The 16,191-nt window shown below is 30.9% G+C and carries 14 protein-coding genes and 1 tRNA gene; 5 read left to right on the top strand and 10 right to left on the bottom strand.

Features of this window, described 5'->3' with window-relative positions; all coding sequences use genetic code 11:
* Positions 1-127: 127 nt before the first annotated feature.
* A complete protein-coding gene (locus QLS31_RS11410) occupies positions 128-739 on the bottom strand; it encodes a 50S ribosomal protein L25/general stress protein Ctc (RefSeq protein ID WP_099713819.1) in 612 nt (203 codons plus the stop codon).
* Positions 740-830: 91 nt separating this feature from the next.
* The gene (locus QLS31_RS11415) at positions 831-1,772 is read right to left on the bottom strand and encodes a ribose-phosphate pyrophosphokinase (RefSeq protein ID WP_099713818.1); all 942 of its coding nucleotides are present in this window, start codon (positions 1,770-1,772) and stop codon (positions 831-833) included.
* 290 nt (positions 1,773-2,062) lie between these two features.
* On the opposite strand from QLS31_RS11415, the gene QLS31_RS11420 reads away from it, so the two are divergent.
* Together QLS31_RS11420 and QLS31_RS11425 are read left to right on the top strand one after the other, a co-directional pair.
* A tRNA-Leu gene (locus tag QLS31_RS11420) sits at positions 2,063-2,142 on the top strand.
* A gap of 752 nt (positions 2,143-2,894) precedes the next feature.
* Complete coding sequence (locus QLS31_RS11425) at positions 2,895-3,200, top strand: hypothetical protein (RefSeq protein ID WP_282743967.1); 306 nt, start codon at positions 2,895-2,897, stop codon at positions 3,198-3,200.
* 1,052 nt (positions 3,201-4,252) lie between these two features.
* Here the strand turns inward: QLS31_RS11425 and QLS31_RS11430 are convergent.
* Together QLS31_RS11430 and QLS31_RS11435 are read right to left on the bottom strand one after the other, a co-directional pair.
* Positions 4,253-4,840, bottom strand: a complete 588-nt coding sequence (locus QLS31_RS11430) for a hypothetical protein (protein WP_282743968.1) — start codon at positions 4,838-4,840, stop codon at positions 4,253-4,255.
* Between the two features lie 82 nt (positions 4,841-4,922).
* Positions 4,923-5,294, bottom strand: coding sequence for a hypothetical protein (locus QLS31_RS11435; RefSeq protein ID WP_282743969.1), 372 nt, complete (start codon positions 5,292-5,294; stop codon positions 4,923-4,925).
* Between the two features lie 111 nt (positions 5,295-5,405).
* Here QLS31_RS11435 and QLS31_RS11440 point away from each other — a divergent pair, with 111 nt between their 5' ends.
* The 3 genes from QLS31_RS11440 to QLS31_RS11450 all read left to right on the top strand — a co-directional run bounded on the left by QLS31_RS11440 (position 5,406) and on the right by QLS31_RS11450 (position 6,928).
* The gene (locus tag QLS31_RS11440) at positions 5,406-5,660 is read left to right on the top strand and encodes a helix-turn-helix transcriptional regulator (RefSeq protein ID WP_282743970.1); all 255 of its coding nucleotides are present in this window, start codon (positions 5,406-5,408) and stop codon (positions 5,658-5,660) included.
* Positions 5,661-5,783: 123 nt separating this feature from the next.
* Entirely contained in the window at positions 5,784-5,948 is a 165-nt protein-coding gene (locus QLS31_RS11445) for a hypothetical protein (protein WP_282743971.1), read from the top strand.
* 362 nt (positions 5,949-6,310) lie between these two features.
* A complete protein-coding gene (locus tag QLS31_RS11450) occupies positions 6,311-6,928 on the top strand; it encodes a recombinase family protein (RefSeq protein WP_282743972.1) in 618 nt (205 codons plus the stop codon).
* 301 nt (positions 6,929-7,229) lie between these two features.
* Here the strand turns inward: QLS31_RS11450 and QLS31_RS11455 are convergent, their stop codons facing one another.
* The 6 genes from QLS31_RS11455 to QLS31_RS11480 all read right to left on the bottom strand — a co-directional run bounded on the left by QLS31_RS11455 (position 7,230) and on the right by QLS31_RS11480 (position 16,174).
* Positions 7,230-7,391: a hypothetical protein gene (locus tag QLS31_RS11455; RefSeq protein WP_282743974.1), complete on the bottom strand. Its 162-nt coding sequence runs from the start codon at positions 7,389-7,391 to the stop codon at positions 7,230-7,232.
* Between the two features lie 197 nt (positions 7,392-7,588).
* Positions 7,589-8,095 (bottom strand): hypothetical protein, encoded by a 507-nt coding sequence (locus QLS31_RS11460; RefSeq protein WP_282743975.1) that lies wholly within the window; start codon positions 8,093-8,095, stop codon positions 7,589-7,591.
* Positions 8,096-8,499: 404 nt separating this feature from the next.
* The gene (locus QLS31_RS11465; RefSeq protein ID WP_282743976.1) at positions 8,500-9,216 is read right to left on the bottom strand and encodes a hypothetical protein; all 717 of its coding nucleotides are present in this window, start codon (positions 9,214-9,216) and stop codon (positions 8,500-8,502) included.
* Positions 9,197-12,238 carry an N-6 DNA methylase gene (locus QLS31_RS11470; RefSeq protein WP_282743977.1) on the bottom strand — a complete coding sequence of 1,014 codons (3,042 nt, stop codon included), beginning with the start codon at positions 12,236-12,238 and terminating at the stop codon, positions 9,197-9,199. Before QLS31_RS11470 ends, QLS31_RS11465 begins: the two co-directional genes overlap by 20 nt.
* 215 nt (positions 12,239-12,453) lie before the next feature.
* The gene (locus QLS31_RS11475; RefSeq protein WP_282743978.1) at positions 12,454-15,147 is read right to left on the bottom strand and encodes a DEAD/DEAH box helicase family protein; all 2,694 of its coding nucleotides are present in this window, start codon (positions 15,145-15,147) and stop codon (positions 12,454-12,456) included.
* 19 nt (positions 15,148-15,166) lie between these two features.
* A complete protein-coding gene (locus tag QLS31_RS11480) occupies positions 15,167-16,174 on the bottom strand; it encodes a virulence RhuM family protein (RefSeq protein WP_282743979.1) in 1,008 nt (335 codons plus the stop codon).
* Positions 16,175-16,191: the final 17 nt, after the last annotated feature.

A 16,191-nucleotide genomic window follows, 5' to 3' on the forward strand; every position in this document is an offset into this window, starting at 1 on the left:
AAATGGATAGCTGTGCTCCTGAATAGAATCTGAAACGAGTTCAGAAATATAATCTGAAACGAGTTCAGATTAAATAAAAAAAGCACCAGTTTTACAACTGATGCTTTCTTGAATGATTGAAAAAATATTATTTTTTCTTTCCTTTTGCAGGAGCTTTTGCTGCTTTTGCTGCTTCTTGAGCTGCTTTCATAGCCGCACGAGAAATCTTCACTTGACAAATAACTGTATTGTCTGGGTGCATGATTTTGAAGTTTGGAGTAGGTACTTTAGTAACGTATAATTTGTTACCCATGTCAAGTGGTGTAATGTCAGCTTCAACGAAATCTGGAAGATTTTTCGGTAATGCTTTTACTCTTAATTTACGGTTGTTCAAACGTAAATCTCCACCTGCCATAACTCCTTTAGAGTTACCAACGATTTTTACTGGAACTTCCATAGTGATTTCTTTGTCATCAAAAATTTGAAAGAAGTCAATATGTAAAATCTTGTCAGACACCGGGTGAACCTGAATGTCTTGTAAAATAGCGTTAAATGATTTTCCTTTTCCAAGATCGATCTCAACTGTGTGAGCGTTTGGAGTGTAAACCAAGTTTTTGAAAGCCATAACTTCTGCTGAGAAATGAACTGCCTGATTTCCTCCGTATAATACGCAAGGAACCAATCCAGCATTACGTAGGGCTTTAGTTGCTACTTTACCCACGCTTTCTCTTTCTGATCCTTTAATTGTAATCGATTTCATTGTAAAAAAAATATAGTTATTAAATAATATTACTTGTTTGGCTTCCAGCTTTTGGCTATCGGCATGACTTTATAACTTTAAGACTTGTGTCTTACATTATAAACTTTCCACTAATGGAATTGTTGTGGTGCACCATGTGCATAACTTCAGCAAAAAGAGGCGCACAACTCAACACTCTTATTTTGTTTGATTCTTTCTTCAACGGAATAGAATCGGTAACTATTAATTCGCTCAATTTTGAGTTTTCAATTTTTTCGTAAGCCTCGCCAGATAAAATAGCGTGGGTACAAATTGCTCTTACGCTCAAAGCTCCTTTTTCTATCATTAAATCGGCGGCTTTCGCCAAAGTGCCTCCGGTATCAATCATGTCATCTACTAAGATTACATTTCTACCTTTAACCTCACCAATTAATTCCATGGTGTCAATCACATTAGCAGCTTTTCTCTGTTTGTAGCAGATAACCACATCTGAATTTAAAAATTTAGAATAGGCGTAAGCTCTTTTAGAACCTCCCATATCAGGTGATGCAATAGTCAAATTGTCTAAACCTAAACTTTCTACATAAGGTAAAAAGATAGTTGAAGCAAAAAGATGATCCACCGGTTTTTCAAAGAATCCTTGAATTTGATCGGCATGCAAGTCCATTGTCATTACTCGTGTTGCCCCAGCGCTTTCTAATAATTTCGCTGTCAATTTTGCTCCTATCGGAACTCTAGGCTTGTCTTTTCTGTCTTGTCTTGCCCATCCAAAATAAGGAATTACTGCAGTTATATGTCTTGCCGAAGCACGTTTTGCAGCGTCAATCATTAATAACAATTCCATCAAATTATCTGCATTTGGAAAAGTCGAACAAACAATAAAAACGCGTAATCCTCTGATAGACTCTTCATATGAAGGCTGAAATTCACCGTCGCTGTATTTTGACATGGTGACTTTCCCTAATGGGATTCCGTATTGCTCTGCTATTTTTTCTGCAAGATAGACACTTTGTGAACAAGCAAAAATTTTAGCTTCTGGTTCTAGGTGTGACATTAATTTGTTGTTTTTATTCCGCTGCGCTCCATACAGTTCGGCTTTGTCATTCTGTTAAAGCCTTATGTTTGTATTTGCCTCGGGTGTAGTTAGTTAGTGTGTTTCGTTTTACCGAGGTGCAAATTTATAAAATTTATTCAACTCTGAAAGGAAAAAATTAAGTATTTTTAGTAGAACATTTAATATTATTTTTTACATTTGCACCGTGTTAAAGGAATTGATGGTTGATTTAAACACAATCACATCTTTTATTGCGTTGAAATGACTGTTGTTATTTCATGTCTAGCTAAGCCCGGATGGCGGAATTGGTAGACGCGCTGGTCTCAAACACCTGTGGGAAACCGTGCCGGTTCGACTCCGGCTCCGGGTACGTAAGCGGAAAAGCTGTCAGAAATGACGGCTTTTCTTTTTTTATAACCTTCCGAACCCTTGCTATTCCTAGTCAAAACCTCGATGACCTCATTCACTTTAGCGGTTCGACAATCATCATTTCCGAAAATCAGCTTTTGAGTAAATATTGAACCCGCTACTATTCTTTTTCCATCATAATCGCCATTAGCAAACATTATATCTAAGTTTGTGAGTAACTCTAGTCCTGAATCAACGTATGTTTTGATTGAATCCGTTCTCTTGCTAAGTATTTCGATTTCATTATTGACGTCATTAAGCTGTCCGTTGATACGTTCAATGATACTATTGAATCTTTCTTTATTGATGTCCTTGCTTAAAAGTAAGTCTTCTGTATCTTCGATTTTGGATTTTAAAACCTTTTGAAGTTCAATTTTGTTTTGAAGTTGAATGGTTCTATCTCCGTTTATTTGAGATTCAGAATCCTTTAAAATATCTGAGAACAAATCTTTAATATTTTCATTTATTTGTAAGTTGAAAAGAATGCTTCCTATTCTGTTATGAGCTTCATCGACTGAAACTCTAGTTTCACACTTATTTCTACAATGGTAATAAGGATATTTTTTGCTTCTGCCCTTTGAGTGACTACCTGTAATTTGGTGACCGCAAACCTCGCACGTTAGAAAATCACGTAGTGGAAAGTCTAGGTTTTTGTGTGCTGGTTTTGTTCCGTGCCATCTTTTACCTTTGAAGATAGCTTGTACTTTGTTGAATGTGTCCAAGTCTATCAAAGCTTCATGTTTGCCTTTTACCTCCATTGCGGATTCCTTTTTGAATTCAGGAACTTTAATCTTACCTATGTATACTACGTTTTTAAGCAACTCGCTAAAAGCACTTTTTTCAAGCTTCATTCCTTCTTGTTTGAGTTTCTTGCGAATCGTTTCAACTGATTCAATATTCATTGCAACCTCAACAAATGCTTTTTTAACGAAAAAAGAAAATTGGTTTGGTTTCAATGTTGATTTTTTGGATTCATCTCGAAAGTTGTCATATCCATACGGTGCTTTTCCTGTAAAATAACCCTCTTTCTTTGCTTGGTATGTTCCGCTAATCGTTCGGCTTGAAATTTTATCTCTTTCGACCTCTCCAGCTGTTAGATAAATTGAAAGTACCATTTTGTTGTCTGAATTGGACATATCTAAATACTGCTCCGTAGCATTCAATTCAATTCCCATTGAATCGAACTCTCGCAAGACTGTTAAAGCTTGTTCTGTGTTACGTGAGAATCTATCCCACTTGACAAATAATACTTTATGAATTGCTTTCTTGTTAGCTTTTGCGTATGTTTTCAAGTTTGTCCATTCGGGTCTCTTGAAGTTTTTAGCTGAGTGGTCTTCTCTATATGACTTAACTAGATTGTATCCCATTCTTTCGCAATGGCTCATCAATGTTTGTTCTTGGTAGTCAAGACTAAATCCTTTTTGTGCTTGTTCGTCAGTGCTTACACGACTGTAAATTATTACGTTTATGTTTTCCATTTTATTTTTCTGTATTTTTATTGTTAATTTGATTACGGCACACCTCTGCTAATTTGTAGAGTGTGTTTCTGATAATTTCTATTTCATTATCAGTATATTCTATTCCTTTTTTGTTTAATTTTTTTTTGCATTCAGTTATACTTAACACTTCGTTTCTCAGTCGTCATTTTCCAATTTTTTATTTTGACGGTGGAATTCTCTTTATTTTTGGTCACAGCAAGACCATGTCTAAATAAGTCTCATAAACTGATTTAGATAAACTGTACGTATAGAATCTCCATTTCGAGCGAAATGAGACCAATAGCGAAATAGACATAAATGCCTATTGAAAATTTTGTGTTTTGCTGAAACCACTTTTTGAAATACAAAGTGGGAATTGAAAGTTATCGTCTAAACAGTTTGAACTGTCCTCATGCGGTTCTGAGTAAATTGTTTAAAAAGAGCTGATTTAAGAGTCAGTTTATGGCTTTTTAAGCAACTTGTTACGAAGTTACGAATTTATTTCGAATAATGCAACTAAAATCTTTAATTAGACATGTGTGTAAATATAAAAGCCACAGAATCCTGTGGCTTTATTATCAGTACTAAAAAAAATTATGGAATTGCAGTAAATGTACCATTCGTAATATTGAATATTTTCTCTACTATTTTAGTACCATTACAGTAACCTAATGGTAATCCATTGTCATTGGTTAAATTACTTATGCTAAATTCTCCTTTTAAAATCGTTCCGTCAAAACTTGTTATTTTTACTTTACCTGATGTTCCACTTTTGCTCCATAAATTTACTTCTTTATAGCAGAGAGCTGGGTCATTTAGCGGTAAATATGCAGCTATGTTATCTGTGTATAAATCGTAAGTTTTATTTGCAACTAATACATTATCAGTCGTTCTAATTCTCAAAACAAGTATTTCTAAAAAATCACAAGGAACTCCTTTTATTTTTGGGGATGTGACTATTTTAAACTCATTGACACTCGTAGTTGTAGTAGTACTTTTTTCCCAATACATTTCAGAAATTGCGGAATCATGCTCGTATTGTGCATTATTTAGTGTAAAGCTTAATGACGATTTTGAGGAATTGTTGGCATCGTCATTTGAATCATTTGAATCATTTGAACACCCTATAAACATTGACATGGTTAATAAAACTACCGATGCAATTAATAGATTTTTTTTCATAAAATTTGATTTAATTTAGTGTTAAATTATTTGTTTTTTTGTAAAAAACATCATTTAAAAATAGAATCGTCTATTTTAAATTTTACTGACATTTATTTATTTCATCATCAACGTAATGATATAATTCATCAGCATAACTATCAGGTAAGTCGTTTTCTTCAATTACATTGCGAATTTTTTGCGGTACATATTCAAATCTACTATTCTCAACACGACTTAGTTCTCGTTGTTGATTAGTTTCATTATTGATGTTTTTGACCTTCGCATATCTTTCGCAATAATCTTGAACGATTTCTTTTTGCGCCCATGCTTTTAATTCTTCAATGTTTTGTGTTTTTGGATGGTCTTTATTAAAATCATCATCAATACTGTTTTTGAATTTTGTTAATACAATTGCTACAAAAAGAAATATGGCAAACGACATAATTCCTATAATTTTCAAGGCTTGTTTCATTTTAATTTTTTTAATTAGTTTAAAATCCTGACAAAAATATAAAAAAATCTATAATGTAGTACACTATATTATAGAGTACCACAAAAAAGACAAAATATTGAGATTTGGTTTATGGAAAATTCAAGCCAAATAACCAATTTTGAAGAGCTAAAAGCTATTGCGGAACGGCTAAAGTTTTTGAGAAAAGCTAAAGGATACTCAAACTACGAACATATCGCATTCGAGTTAGGCATGAGCCGTTCCGCCTATTGGCGATTAGAAAGCGGAGCTAACTTTGAACTAAAAACGTTAATAAAAATTTGTAGGTTGCTAGACATTAGTTTAGAAGAATTCTTTCAAGGAATAGGCATTCCTAATTCAAAATAATTCCTTTTATAATAGTCTGTTCTTAATTTTTTTAGATAAAGTATTAATCTATCTATTGAATTTCAAATGATTTAGTATTAATTTTAACACAAATTTGCCAAACAATAATTAATACAGATTCGAATGACTATTGATGCGATATTGATAAACTTAGAATATGAAGATAAATTACTTTTTGCTACCGAAGTTCCAGAATGGAGTACTCAGCATGAAATGAAAAGTAACAATTCAACAAGTTGGGTAAGATATCCAAGTCCTAAAGCATGGGACTGGTTGAGATTGCCTTGAAATGAGGATTTTAATATTGTAGGCTTAAGCACACCCAATGGCTTTCGCACACCTGATGGAACTTTTTTAAAGAATGGACATGAAATTTTCGGAACATTTATAAGAAGTCATATTGTAACAAATGCGAAAAAATATAATGTATCATACAAAGAATCTAATGTTTACTTAATATTAGAGATGTTTCTTAAATAAGTTATTCATTGTTAAAAGTACTTAACTGTTCCTTATTATAATTTGAACGTATCAAAACCTCAACTGTATCAAAATATATCTATAATTGAATTGCAATGATACAATTAAATGTATCGAAAATAATCTTTGATTTATTTTGTCATGTCCCGAAATACCTGGACTTTTGGAATATGGAAAAAGCAATCATTATCAGCAGATGTTCAACTAACGAAAACCGTCAAGATGTAACCCGTCAGTCTCAGGAACTTATTTCTAATTATGGAAATCAGTATCAAATCGTCAAAGAGTTTACTTATTACAAATCAGGAACTAAAAATGATGAGGTAAATGCTGAGATTTTGGATTATGCTATTAAAAATGGTGTACAACATATAATCGCCATCGAAATTTCACGTATTTCACGTAAAATCTCATCATTCGCTCTTTTCTTGGAAAAATGCAATGAAAACAAAATCAATATTATTATTGATAATTTCAAGCTTCATACACTTCTACCATCGGGAGAAATTAACGGTATGGTTCAAACAATGCTTAGTATTGCATCAACTTTCGCAAGTTTAGAATTGTCCATGATTAAAGAACGTCTAAACTCTGGTCGTGATAAGTTTATTCGTGATGGTGGCGTACTTGGTCGCAAGGTAGGTTCTGAGAAAGAACCCAAACAACTTATTGCTGAGCATTCGGATATTGTAAAGTTTTTAAAGCAAGGTCAGTCAGTTCGCAATACCATGAAACTAACAGGAAAATCTAGTGGTACGGTTCAAAAAATAAAAAAATTAGTAGCCTAGATAGCTATAAAAACAAGAATCCTCACAATAATGTGAGGATTCTTATTTTGTAAAACACTTCACGCATCCCTTCGATGGAATGCTCATTTTTTAGTTCTAAAACACTGTTTATACAAATAGACGATAGAATAAATAACGGAGCAGTTCCTTACCAAAAAGAACAATAAGTACCGAAAAAATCTGAGAAAATATTTCTTTTGCCTATTCCAATACCTAGTATTTCAGTAAGTGGGTGCTGAAAAGGAGTTATAGGTAACGAGACCTAAAACATTTCGAATTATGCAGGGAGGGGTGGGTATTGCTACCCTAATTGCTCTATCCTTTTGCGTATTCCCTCAATCTCTTTTTCCAATTGCAATTTCTGTAACTGTTTTTGTAACTCTTGTTTTCGCTGAGGTTCATTCTCTACCTGTATTTGCATTTGTTTCAATCTAATTTTATCATCAGTTGTTATCGTTTCCATCTTTTAGATAATTTATTAAATACTCCTCATCAAAAAGAAAAAGGAGTTCGTTATTTTTTTTCAAAAGATTGTATTCCTGTATTAAATGCCAATCATCTAAAATTGCATCCTCTTCATAAGTTCTAATACAGTAATTTACTAACATCCTACGAAGGATAGGATTGTATCTAAAATCGTTTATTTCTATCATGTTTAATTTAATTTTTTAATGTTATTATCTGACTACCGTCTTTCATTATGTAGTCCTTCCAACCATTTAGGTCATAAATCACACTTTCGTGATAACTAATTCTACTAAATCCAAGTTTAAAGCAATCGAGTAGTTTTTTCTTGTTTGAGCATTTAACGAAACAATGTAAGTGATTACGATTATTGCTTTTCTTTTGCTCCACTACATAATTAATCTCTAGTATATCATTCCCCATTTGCTGATAGGCAAACCTCATCACTATATCAATGTCAGCTACTGAATAATCAGTACATGGGTCAATGCTTAGTGCATAGTATTTATTCTTTCTAGTTCGTTGAGGTTTAAACTTTGGAACTAGCAAATGATGTACTTGCCATTCTCCATTTTTATTTTTGTAAAGTGTAGCTTCGCTACAAGTCTCTGTTAGTTTGCTAATTATTTTTCTAACATTTCTAGCACCCATTTCATATTTGATGCTAATTTCTTTTACTGTTAAGTATTCATTTTGTTGCATTTTGTTCTTGATTAAACGCATCATATCTATTAGTGAACTGCTTAAATTCCCTTTGTGATATGTTATTTTATAATAAATATGTCGGAAAGTTGGAAAAGTTCCCTCGGACATAAAATATTTATTCACAATCATAATTGATTGTAGTAATTTGTAAATAGTTTGGGTAAATGTTTTTTTAATTGGTCAGAACGACCATAGTATTTAAGGGGTTTTGTCCTTCGTCAACAATTTATAAGCGTGAGACAATTTCTTCAAATCTTCAATGAAAAGATTCGACAACTCAACTGTTACGGGTACTTAAAAACCTCTTAATCGTTTGATTACGAGGTTTTTGCTTTTAAAGGGTGGCCAAAAGGGTGATCAGCTTTTTCTGACCTTTAATATTTTAAAGTGTTTTAAATATTTTACACTATTTTACTTGATTGAGAAAAGTTGAATAATAGATGATGAATAATAAATTCATTATCAAGCCTTTTATGGAAGCTGTCAAAACTAAAATTATTTTGGTTAATAGAGTTATCTAAAATTTTTAATAAATCGCCTTGCGGAGTAGTTATTAAGTTTTCAGTTAGTTTTTTGGCTATTTTATTTTTTATGTTTAAGGTGTCTCCTTCTAGAATAAATCCAATCATCCCACCAAAATTTAATTCTTGAGCATATTTTCCGTTGAAATATCTCAAGATACCACCGTCATAAATAGAGTGACCTTTATGATAACAAACATATTTATTTACTAAATCTTGGCTGTTATCTAAATTTTTGCATTCAAAATAAAAATCTTTACTTCTCCAATTAGTACTGTGGATTGTAATGTCATAATTGCCTTCTACATCTTCATCATTTGTGTTTTCGCCGAATGCTTTAAAGTTATATCCAAATTCTCTATTGGCGTTTAGTTTAAGTCTTATATATTTTGCTATTTCTCTTTCTACTCTTGGGTGTGATTTTTTTCTTTCAGTTTCAATTTTTTCCTTCAACTCTTTGCTATCATAATTTTGATAAAAAGTTAGTAAATGATAAAATATCCAGTTTTTCCAAAATTCATCATCTAATTCTTTTAAAACAGATGTGTAATTTGAAAATGGGGATGGTATTGATATTTTAATGTATTCTCTCTCCATCCTCACTAGGTATAATATGTTTTAAAATATCTTGTCCGTCCTCAAAAGCCTTTGTTTCTGACCAATTTGTATTTATATCTTCTTTAATTATATATACACAATCTTCACCAAAGATTTTTTCTTGGCTTGCTAAAAAATTACCATTTGGATTATTTTCAAAAACTTCATTTAAAATAAACTTTTTTGTTGCGTCCGCTTTCGGGGTATCTGAATTACTATTTAAAGATATTTTCACTACGATTAAATTAAAATCTGTTGGAGTTTCTTCAATCTTAATGGAGTTTTTGAGATAAAACCTTAACACATCTTTTAAAGTATCTTTATAGATTTCTAATTTATTTCTCTTTCTGCCTATTTTCTCTTTTGATAAAAAATAATCTTTTACTCTTTGCTTCTCCCAAAAGGTCAATTCATATAATTCATATATGAGTTCGTTTAATTCAATTTCTTTTTCTGAGAATTCAAATTTACCTTCTGATAAGTCTTTACTAATTTGAGATATTTGAGTTGCTAAATTATGGTCTAAATCTTTTGGGATAGGAACCTGTTTAATGTCTGAAACTCCAATTTTTGAAAACTTTCCATCTACTCTTTTTTTTAAATACATTTGTAAAAAATAGGAGGCCAAATGTGAGTTAAGAAGAGCGATAGTTAGATGTATTAAATCATTATTCTTTAACCTAAGAGTTAATATATCGGTATTAAAAAATAAATAATTATTTGAAAAAACAGCCGTAATACCGCCAAACCTTGATAATAGAATTTTCTCCCCTCCATAAATATTGTGACGAGGTCTATCAAAATTAGTTATGTTACTAATAAAGGAGGTAATACCTTTAATTTTAAATTTACTTAATTCTTTATATTCTATATAAGGCAGAGTATGTTCTTGTGATTGTGTCTTACTGAAATATTTTGAATAAAAACTAAAACGAAGTCTCTCGCGTTCTTGTTTTGAAATTTTTGACCATATTTTCTTTTCTATCCCATATTCTTTTTTTCTAGCATCTTCAGCCCAAATTTTAAAACCGCTGTGGACTTCAACTTTCCCTTTGTTATCCTTCAAAGCCAAATGGTTTATTTTGAAAGAATTATCAGTAATTTTTGATATTAATTGTCTATCAAATTCATTACCAACTAAATAGTCCCTCAATCTGATTTTATTCTTCAAAATATCTTCTTGTGAAATTTGGACCGATTTGTCTTCTTGAATTATCAATAATTCAAATGGTTTTTCAGAAAACAAGCCTAAATCTACGGGGTAATACTCAATAGTAACATTTTTTATGTTATTAGTAAAAATTATTGCTACAACGCTCTCATTTGCTTTTTCAAACAAGATTTTTTTAACTCTTGAAAGCTCATAGATTTTTTCAATCCCATAATTAGAGTAAAAATATTCCTGAAATTTTTCAGATTTATCATTATAAAAATTAGAACTATTAGACACAAAGCCAAACCTAGTGTTTTCATTACTCCAATCTTTTATTTTAAGAAAGAAACATTGAGATATTTGATACCTACCAACAATATTTTTTGCTATTAGTTTTTTTTCTTTATTATTTAAATTAACTTCATAAGAATTTAAAAATGAAATTTCATCCTTATATTCATCTGTATTAGGGATTTCAAAAAATGGAGGGTTTCCTACCAAATATGAAAAATGTTTGTTATCAAAAGCTTTTTCTAATGCACTAAGACTGTTGGCATGTTTTATATTTTCAAAAAAAGAAAAATCTGAAAATAAATCTACCTTACCTTTTTTGCTTAATTCATTAGCTATAAATTCTTTAATATCTACTGGATTAATTCCTTCAAATATTTGTAGGGAGAGTGAAAAAATAGTAAAGCGTTGGGCTGTTAATTCTTTTTCTATACCAAAAATATTTTCAGTTAAAAGTTTTGTTCTAAATTTAATTTTACTAATACTATCGGAGGGTTCTTGATTTAGCTTTCTTGCAATTTCTAAAAGTCTTTGATAAGCAACAATAAGAAACATTCCTGACCCACTTGAAGGATCTAAAATCGAACCTATTCTGTCTTCATTTATTACTTCATCTACAATTAATTGAGCTAATTTTTTTGGAGTATAATAAATGCCGTTTTCTTTTTGTTTTTCAGATAAGAAAACTTCATAAATGTAACTTATAAATTCAACAGGCAAGACATCAAATTGAAAATCAAATAATCTTAATTGTCCTGAATTAGTGTTTGCTTTAAATGAAGTGGCTATTAAGCTGCGAATTTCATTAGTTAAATACTTATCATCAATTGTAGGTTGCTCAAATAGATTATTATTGAAGATTTCATGAATAATTTTAAATAATTTATTTACATCTGCGTCAGAATGATTCTCTAATATTTTTTGATAATTAAGTGAAGCATCTTTAAAATAATAATCGTAGAAACGAGAGTTTATGATGTGTTTATCTTCTAAATACTTAATATATAAAGTTCTGTCTATTAACGCTTGAACAGTCTTATTACATTCTGTTTTATCTAGAATTAATTTTGACAGTATAACGTTAAGTTGATCTCTTAAAGCATTTAAAGTATTAACTAACTCTTTATCAATTCCTTTATATTTAGCTTTAGTAATGAATTTAGAGTAATTTAACCAAAATACTCCACTATCAAATTTCCAAAGTTTTATTTGCTCAATTTTTTCTAAATCCTTTTCAGAGGTTGAAAAAGTATCTAATTTGCTTTCTTCATTACTTATTTTAGGAGAATATTTAGCATAAAACATTACTAATTTAGCATCCTGACCTGGGTAATAAAAAATTAAATCTGCATCATTTTTATTCCAAATATATTTTCTAATGTCTTCAATTTCAGTAGAATTTAATTCAGTTGTAATGAGATAAAATGAAGTATTTGTATTGTTAGGACTTTTATAAAAAAGAACAGAATTTTTCAGTTTTTTAGATAAATTTTCTTTTTGTTCAAATTCCATTATTCTATTCTCCAAATCAGATTTGAAGTTAAATCCTAGATTTGAAAAAAAATCTTTGTAATTCATTTATTTTTAGATGTATAATGCCTTTTTGCTTGAAGGTTATTTTTACAAAAATACTAATATTAATGAAAAATGATGTAACAAACCATAAATTAATGTTTAATAATGTGTGGTTTTATAATTATTCAAAATCAAAGTTTATTTTTTGTGTTTTATTATAACAGCGCAATATATTGATTTAAAATTTTTAGCGTAATATGTATTGTATTAACAAAAGCTTATAAAGCCCTAATTATATCTAAAAAATTCTTAGCGGTATAGCAAGCTTCTACATTTTTACTTTCATATACCATAAAGTATTTATAGTTGTCTCCTGATTTTTCAGCCCATTTTTTACCTAAAATGTTTTTTGCCTTACTATCATCATTATCAAGAAAATCTCCTTTAGTTTCAACCAGTATGATGTTTCCTTTTTGGGTGTAAAGTATAAAATCAGGATAATGGTTGTTACTGAAACCGTTGAGATAAAATCCTTTATCCTTACTCTCAGAGTTTCTGTGCCAAAATAAAACATTGTCTAATGATGCTACATCCATTATTAGACTTTGTTCAAAATTATTCATAATGCCTTCACGTTCATAAAGAGATTTATTAATCATTGCTCCCTCTTTACTGTGAACTAAAGAATCCTTAAATTTAAAACTTGGCTTAACAATAATTTTATTAGTGTCTAATAGTTTTTTGAACTCTTCTTTAGCATGTTGATTAGCTAATTCTAGAATTTTAGCTTTTATTTTATAAATGTAATTGTATTCATTATTTACGGCATCAATAATTTCTTCGGTTGAAAAATCACTAAAGATGCGTTCAATGTATTTTTTGATTTCTTGCTCCGCTATTGGAGTCATGTTGCCAATTTTGTTTACCATGATACTGGTAATATCTTTGACTTGCTTCTCTTTTGGTTTGGCAACGATGGTATCAACAAGTAGTTTTTTGGCTTGAACGCTAAATTTAGAAATTACGGCATCTTTTCGCTTTTCATCATAATCTACTTTTACTACATCTGCACTAACACTATTAAAATCTATTTCAGTGTTTTTAGTGGAAAGTTTGAAGGTGCTTAACAACTGGTCTCTGTTTAAGAAAACTTCTCCTTGACTTAATTCTTCAAAAACTAATTCTTGATTTAATATGTTTTCTTCTAATTTTTTATAGAATTGAGGTAATGCAATATTTTCAGCGACTTGATGAAAGTGTTCTACAATTTTGTATCGTTTTGGTTCTTTTCCCATCTCTCTTAAAAGATATTCACTACTGTCTCCAGTATCTTGGGTTAATCTTGTTTCAAAAGCTTTTCCTTCCTCAATTGCTTTTTGTGTAATTTGAGTAATGGTTGTGTTTGCAATAGGTGTGAAATCTTTCTCTGCTGGATCAAATGGTATTGCATTAACATTGATGTTTGTAATATCACTATCATCAAATTGATTGTTAGTTTGAACATCGTCTGAACTTCCAAACAATTCCTGGTTTAAAGCTTCTTTGTCTGTTATTGGAATTGAAATTTCTTCACTGATAATTTCTTCAGCATAATAGTCTTTATTACTAAACCCTGCATCTTGTAATCCTTTTACAATATTGTCTAATGTTTCATTGAATTTAGCGGAAGCCGTTAATACAAATGACAAATTCAATAAAGGTTCTTTATGTTTTAATACATAAGGCTGTCTTAAAACTCTACCTAAAATTTGCTCTACTTCAACTGCCGATGATTTATCGGCTAATGATGCTAGAATATAGGCAAATGGACAATCCCAACCTTCTTTTAAAGCATTAATAGTTATGATATATCGAACAGGACAATTTTCATCCATTAAATCAATTCCTTTCAATTCATCTAAACCACTAACTTTGATTTTAATTTGTTCTTCGGGAATTTTTAACTCAATTAGTTTTTCCTTAATCCTTTGATAAGTGGTATTGTCGCTCCCTTTTATATTCGATTGCGCTTGAAATAAAATAATAGGTCTTATTTTCTTACCTCCCTCTAAACTTTCCTGAATGGCTAATTGTTCTAACTGTCGTTGTAAATGTAAAGCACTATTGATTACTTCTTCTTTACGGCTATGGTTGTAAACAATAACAGGAAGTTTTACCATGTGCTCTTTTTTTAGCTCAATTGCATTCACATAACTCACAATGTTACTGTTCTTTTTTGGCGTAGCTGTTAAATCCAACACAAAGGATGGATTTAGGTTTTGCAACATTTCTACACTCAAATCACTTTCGGCATTGTGACTTTCATCGACAATAACCAATGGGTTTAAGCTCCGGATTATGTTTATTAAAGCACTTTCGTCTGTGTCTGGTAAAACTAAATTTTGTTCTACAACTGTATCTCTAAAAGCTTCTAATGCTCCGTTTTGTTGGTATATTTTGCGGTCGTCTTTTTTCTTGGAATTAATTCGTAAACTACTGAAATTGAATACAAAAATATTCAACTGCTCCGATACTGAAGTAGGGTTGAAATTAGCTCCTTGCAACAGTGATTCCTTTTCATATACTTCAACACTATGGTTGAACAAAGTATTCAATTTTTGACGATAAGGATGTGTTGGGTCAGATAGATTATTAGCTGTTTGTTGTAATAAATTACTCCAGGGAACTAACCAAACAACCGCTTTTGGGCGACTGCTATCATAGGTGCTGAAAATAGAATTTATGGCATTACAGGCAATAAATGTTTTTCCCCCAGCGGTAGGGACTTTTATTGCTACATGCGGAGTTTTTAGGATATTGTCTTTGTATGGGGTCATTCCACTATAAGTGCCGTCTAATTTTAATTCGTAAGCACCTACTTTATTTTCCCAATAATTTTTAAAAGCAAGGGCAGGAGTAGGATATTTTTGAAGGTATTCTAAAAAAATATCTAAATCGTTAATTACTTGTTGTTGATAGGATTTTAACTCCATTTGTCTTGTGCTTTATTTTTTATTTATTCCCTTTTTTCAAGCCTTTAACCACTTTGTCGAAGTCAGAAATTATTTTTTGGGTTTTATTAAATGTTTCATATTCTTTTATCGCTTTTTTATCAGCGGTTATTTTTTTCATTTTACCTTTTCCTTCTAAAACTTTATAATCGTTGAAAGTAAGGAATTTGTTAACACTAGTAGCTAACCCTTGCATTGTAAAAGTGTTTTCTCTCTCTATCAATCCCTCAATGTAGTCAAAATAACCAGTTACTGTACGCTCTAATTGCTTGATTTCTTTTTCTTGCAAATAATTCTTAGCAACAATAACATCTGATTTTAGTATTCGTCCAGAAGGTGCATTTTTCCATGAGGTTAATCCCATATTTTCCTTTTTGCTGTCTGCTGTTTTAGATATAATTTCAGCTGCTGTTTTGCCTGTTATCGCAAAATGGAATTTATTTTGAACCATAGCATAAAAGCCTTTTGTTATTTCGGCATTCTTATCATAATCAATCGAACACTCCGCAAATATATCAGTTACTTGTTGGTATATTCTTCTTTCACTGGCACGGATGGAACGAACTCTTTGCAATAACTCTTTGAAATAGTCTTTCCCAAAAAGTGTTTGCCCTTGTTTAAGTCTTTCATCATCAAGTACAAATCCTTTTATGATATATTCTTTTAAGGTATTTGTAGCCCAAATCCTAAACTGTGTGGCTTTGGTAGAATTTACTCTATAACCAACCGAAATTATTGCATCAAGGTTGTAATATTTTTGAGTTCTTGCCACCTCTCTTTCACCTTCTTTTTGAACTTGTAAAATTTCTTTACAAGTTGCCCCTTGGTCTATTTCGCCCGATTCATATATATTTTTTAAATGGATTGTTACATTTTGTGGCGTTGTGTCAAAAAGCAGTCCCATAGACTTTTGAGTGAGCCAAACCGTCTCACCCTCTAAAAAAACATCTACTCTAACTGCTCCGCTCGGTGCCGTATATAATATAAATTTGCTTAATCCTTCTTCCATAATTCAAATACTGTAGT

Source organism: Flavobacterium sp. XS2P24, assembly GCF_030010285.1.
In the GTDB taxonomy this organism is placed as follows: domain Bacteria; phylum Bacteroidota; class Bacteroidia; order Flavobacteriales; family Flavobacteriaceae; genus Flavobacterium; species Flavobacterium algoritolerans.

Bases quoted from the DNA above. Each gene is read 5' to 3' on its own strand.
- QLS31_RS11410 (WP_099713819.1), bottom strand. From the start codon at position 739: ATGAAATCGATTACAATTAAAGGATCAGAAAGAGAAAGCGTGGGTAAA.
- QLS31_RS11415 (WP_099713818.1), bottom strand. From the start codon at position 1,772: ATGTCACACCTAGAACCAGAAGCTAAAATTTTTGCTTGTTCACAAAGT.
- QLS31_RS11430 (WP_282743968.1), bottom strand. From the start codon at position 4,840: ATGAAAAAAAATCTATTAATTGCATCGGTAGTTTTATTAACCATGTCA.
- QLS31_RS11435 (WP_282743969.1), bottom strand. From the start codon at position 5,294: ATGAAACAAGCCTTGAAAATTATAGGAATTATGTCGTTTGCCATATTT.
- QLS31_RS11440 (WP_282743970.1), top strand. From the start codon at position 5,406: ATGGAAAATTCAAGCCAAATAACCAATTTTGAAGAGCTAAAAGCTATT.
- QLS31_RS11445 (WP_282743971.1), top strand. From the start codon at position 5,784: ATGACTATTGATGCGATATTGATAAACTTAGAATATGAAGATAAATTA.
- QLS31_RS11450 (WP_282743972.1), top strand. From the start codon at position 6,311: ATGGAAAAAGCAATCATTATCAGCAGATGTTCAACTAACGAAAACCGT.
- QLS31_RS11455 (WP_282743974.1), bottom strand. From the start codon at position 7,391: ATGGAAACGATAACAACTGATGATAAAATTAGATTGAAACAAATGCAA.
- QLS31_RS11460 (WP_282743975.1), bottom strand. From the start codon at position 8,095: ATGCAACAAAATGAATACTTAACAGTAAAAGAAATTAGCATCAAATAT.
- QLS31_RS11465 (WP_282743976.1), bottom strand. From the start codon at position 9,216: ATGGAGAGAGAATACATTAAAATATCAATACCATCCCCATTTTCAAAT.
- QLS31_RS11470 (WP_282743977.1), bottom strand. From the start codon at position 12,238: ATGAATTACAAAGATTTTTTTTCAAATCTAGGATTTAACTTCAAATCT.
- QLS31_RS11475 (WP_282743978.1), bottom strand. From the start codon at position 15,147: ATGGAGTTAAAATCCTATCAACAACAAGTAATTAACGATTTAGATATT.
- QLS31_RS11480 (WP_282743979.1), bottom strand. From the start codon at position 16,174: ATGGAAGAAGGATTAAGCAAATTTATATTATATACGGCACCGAGCGGA.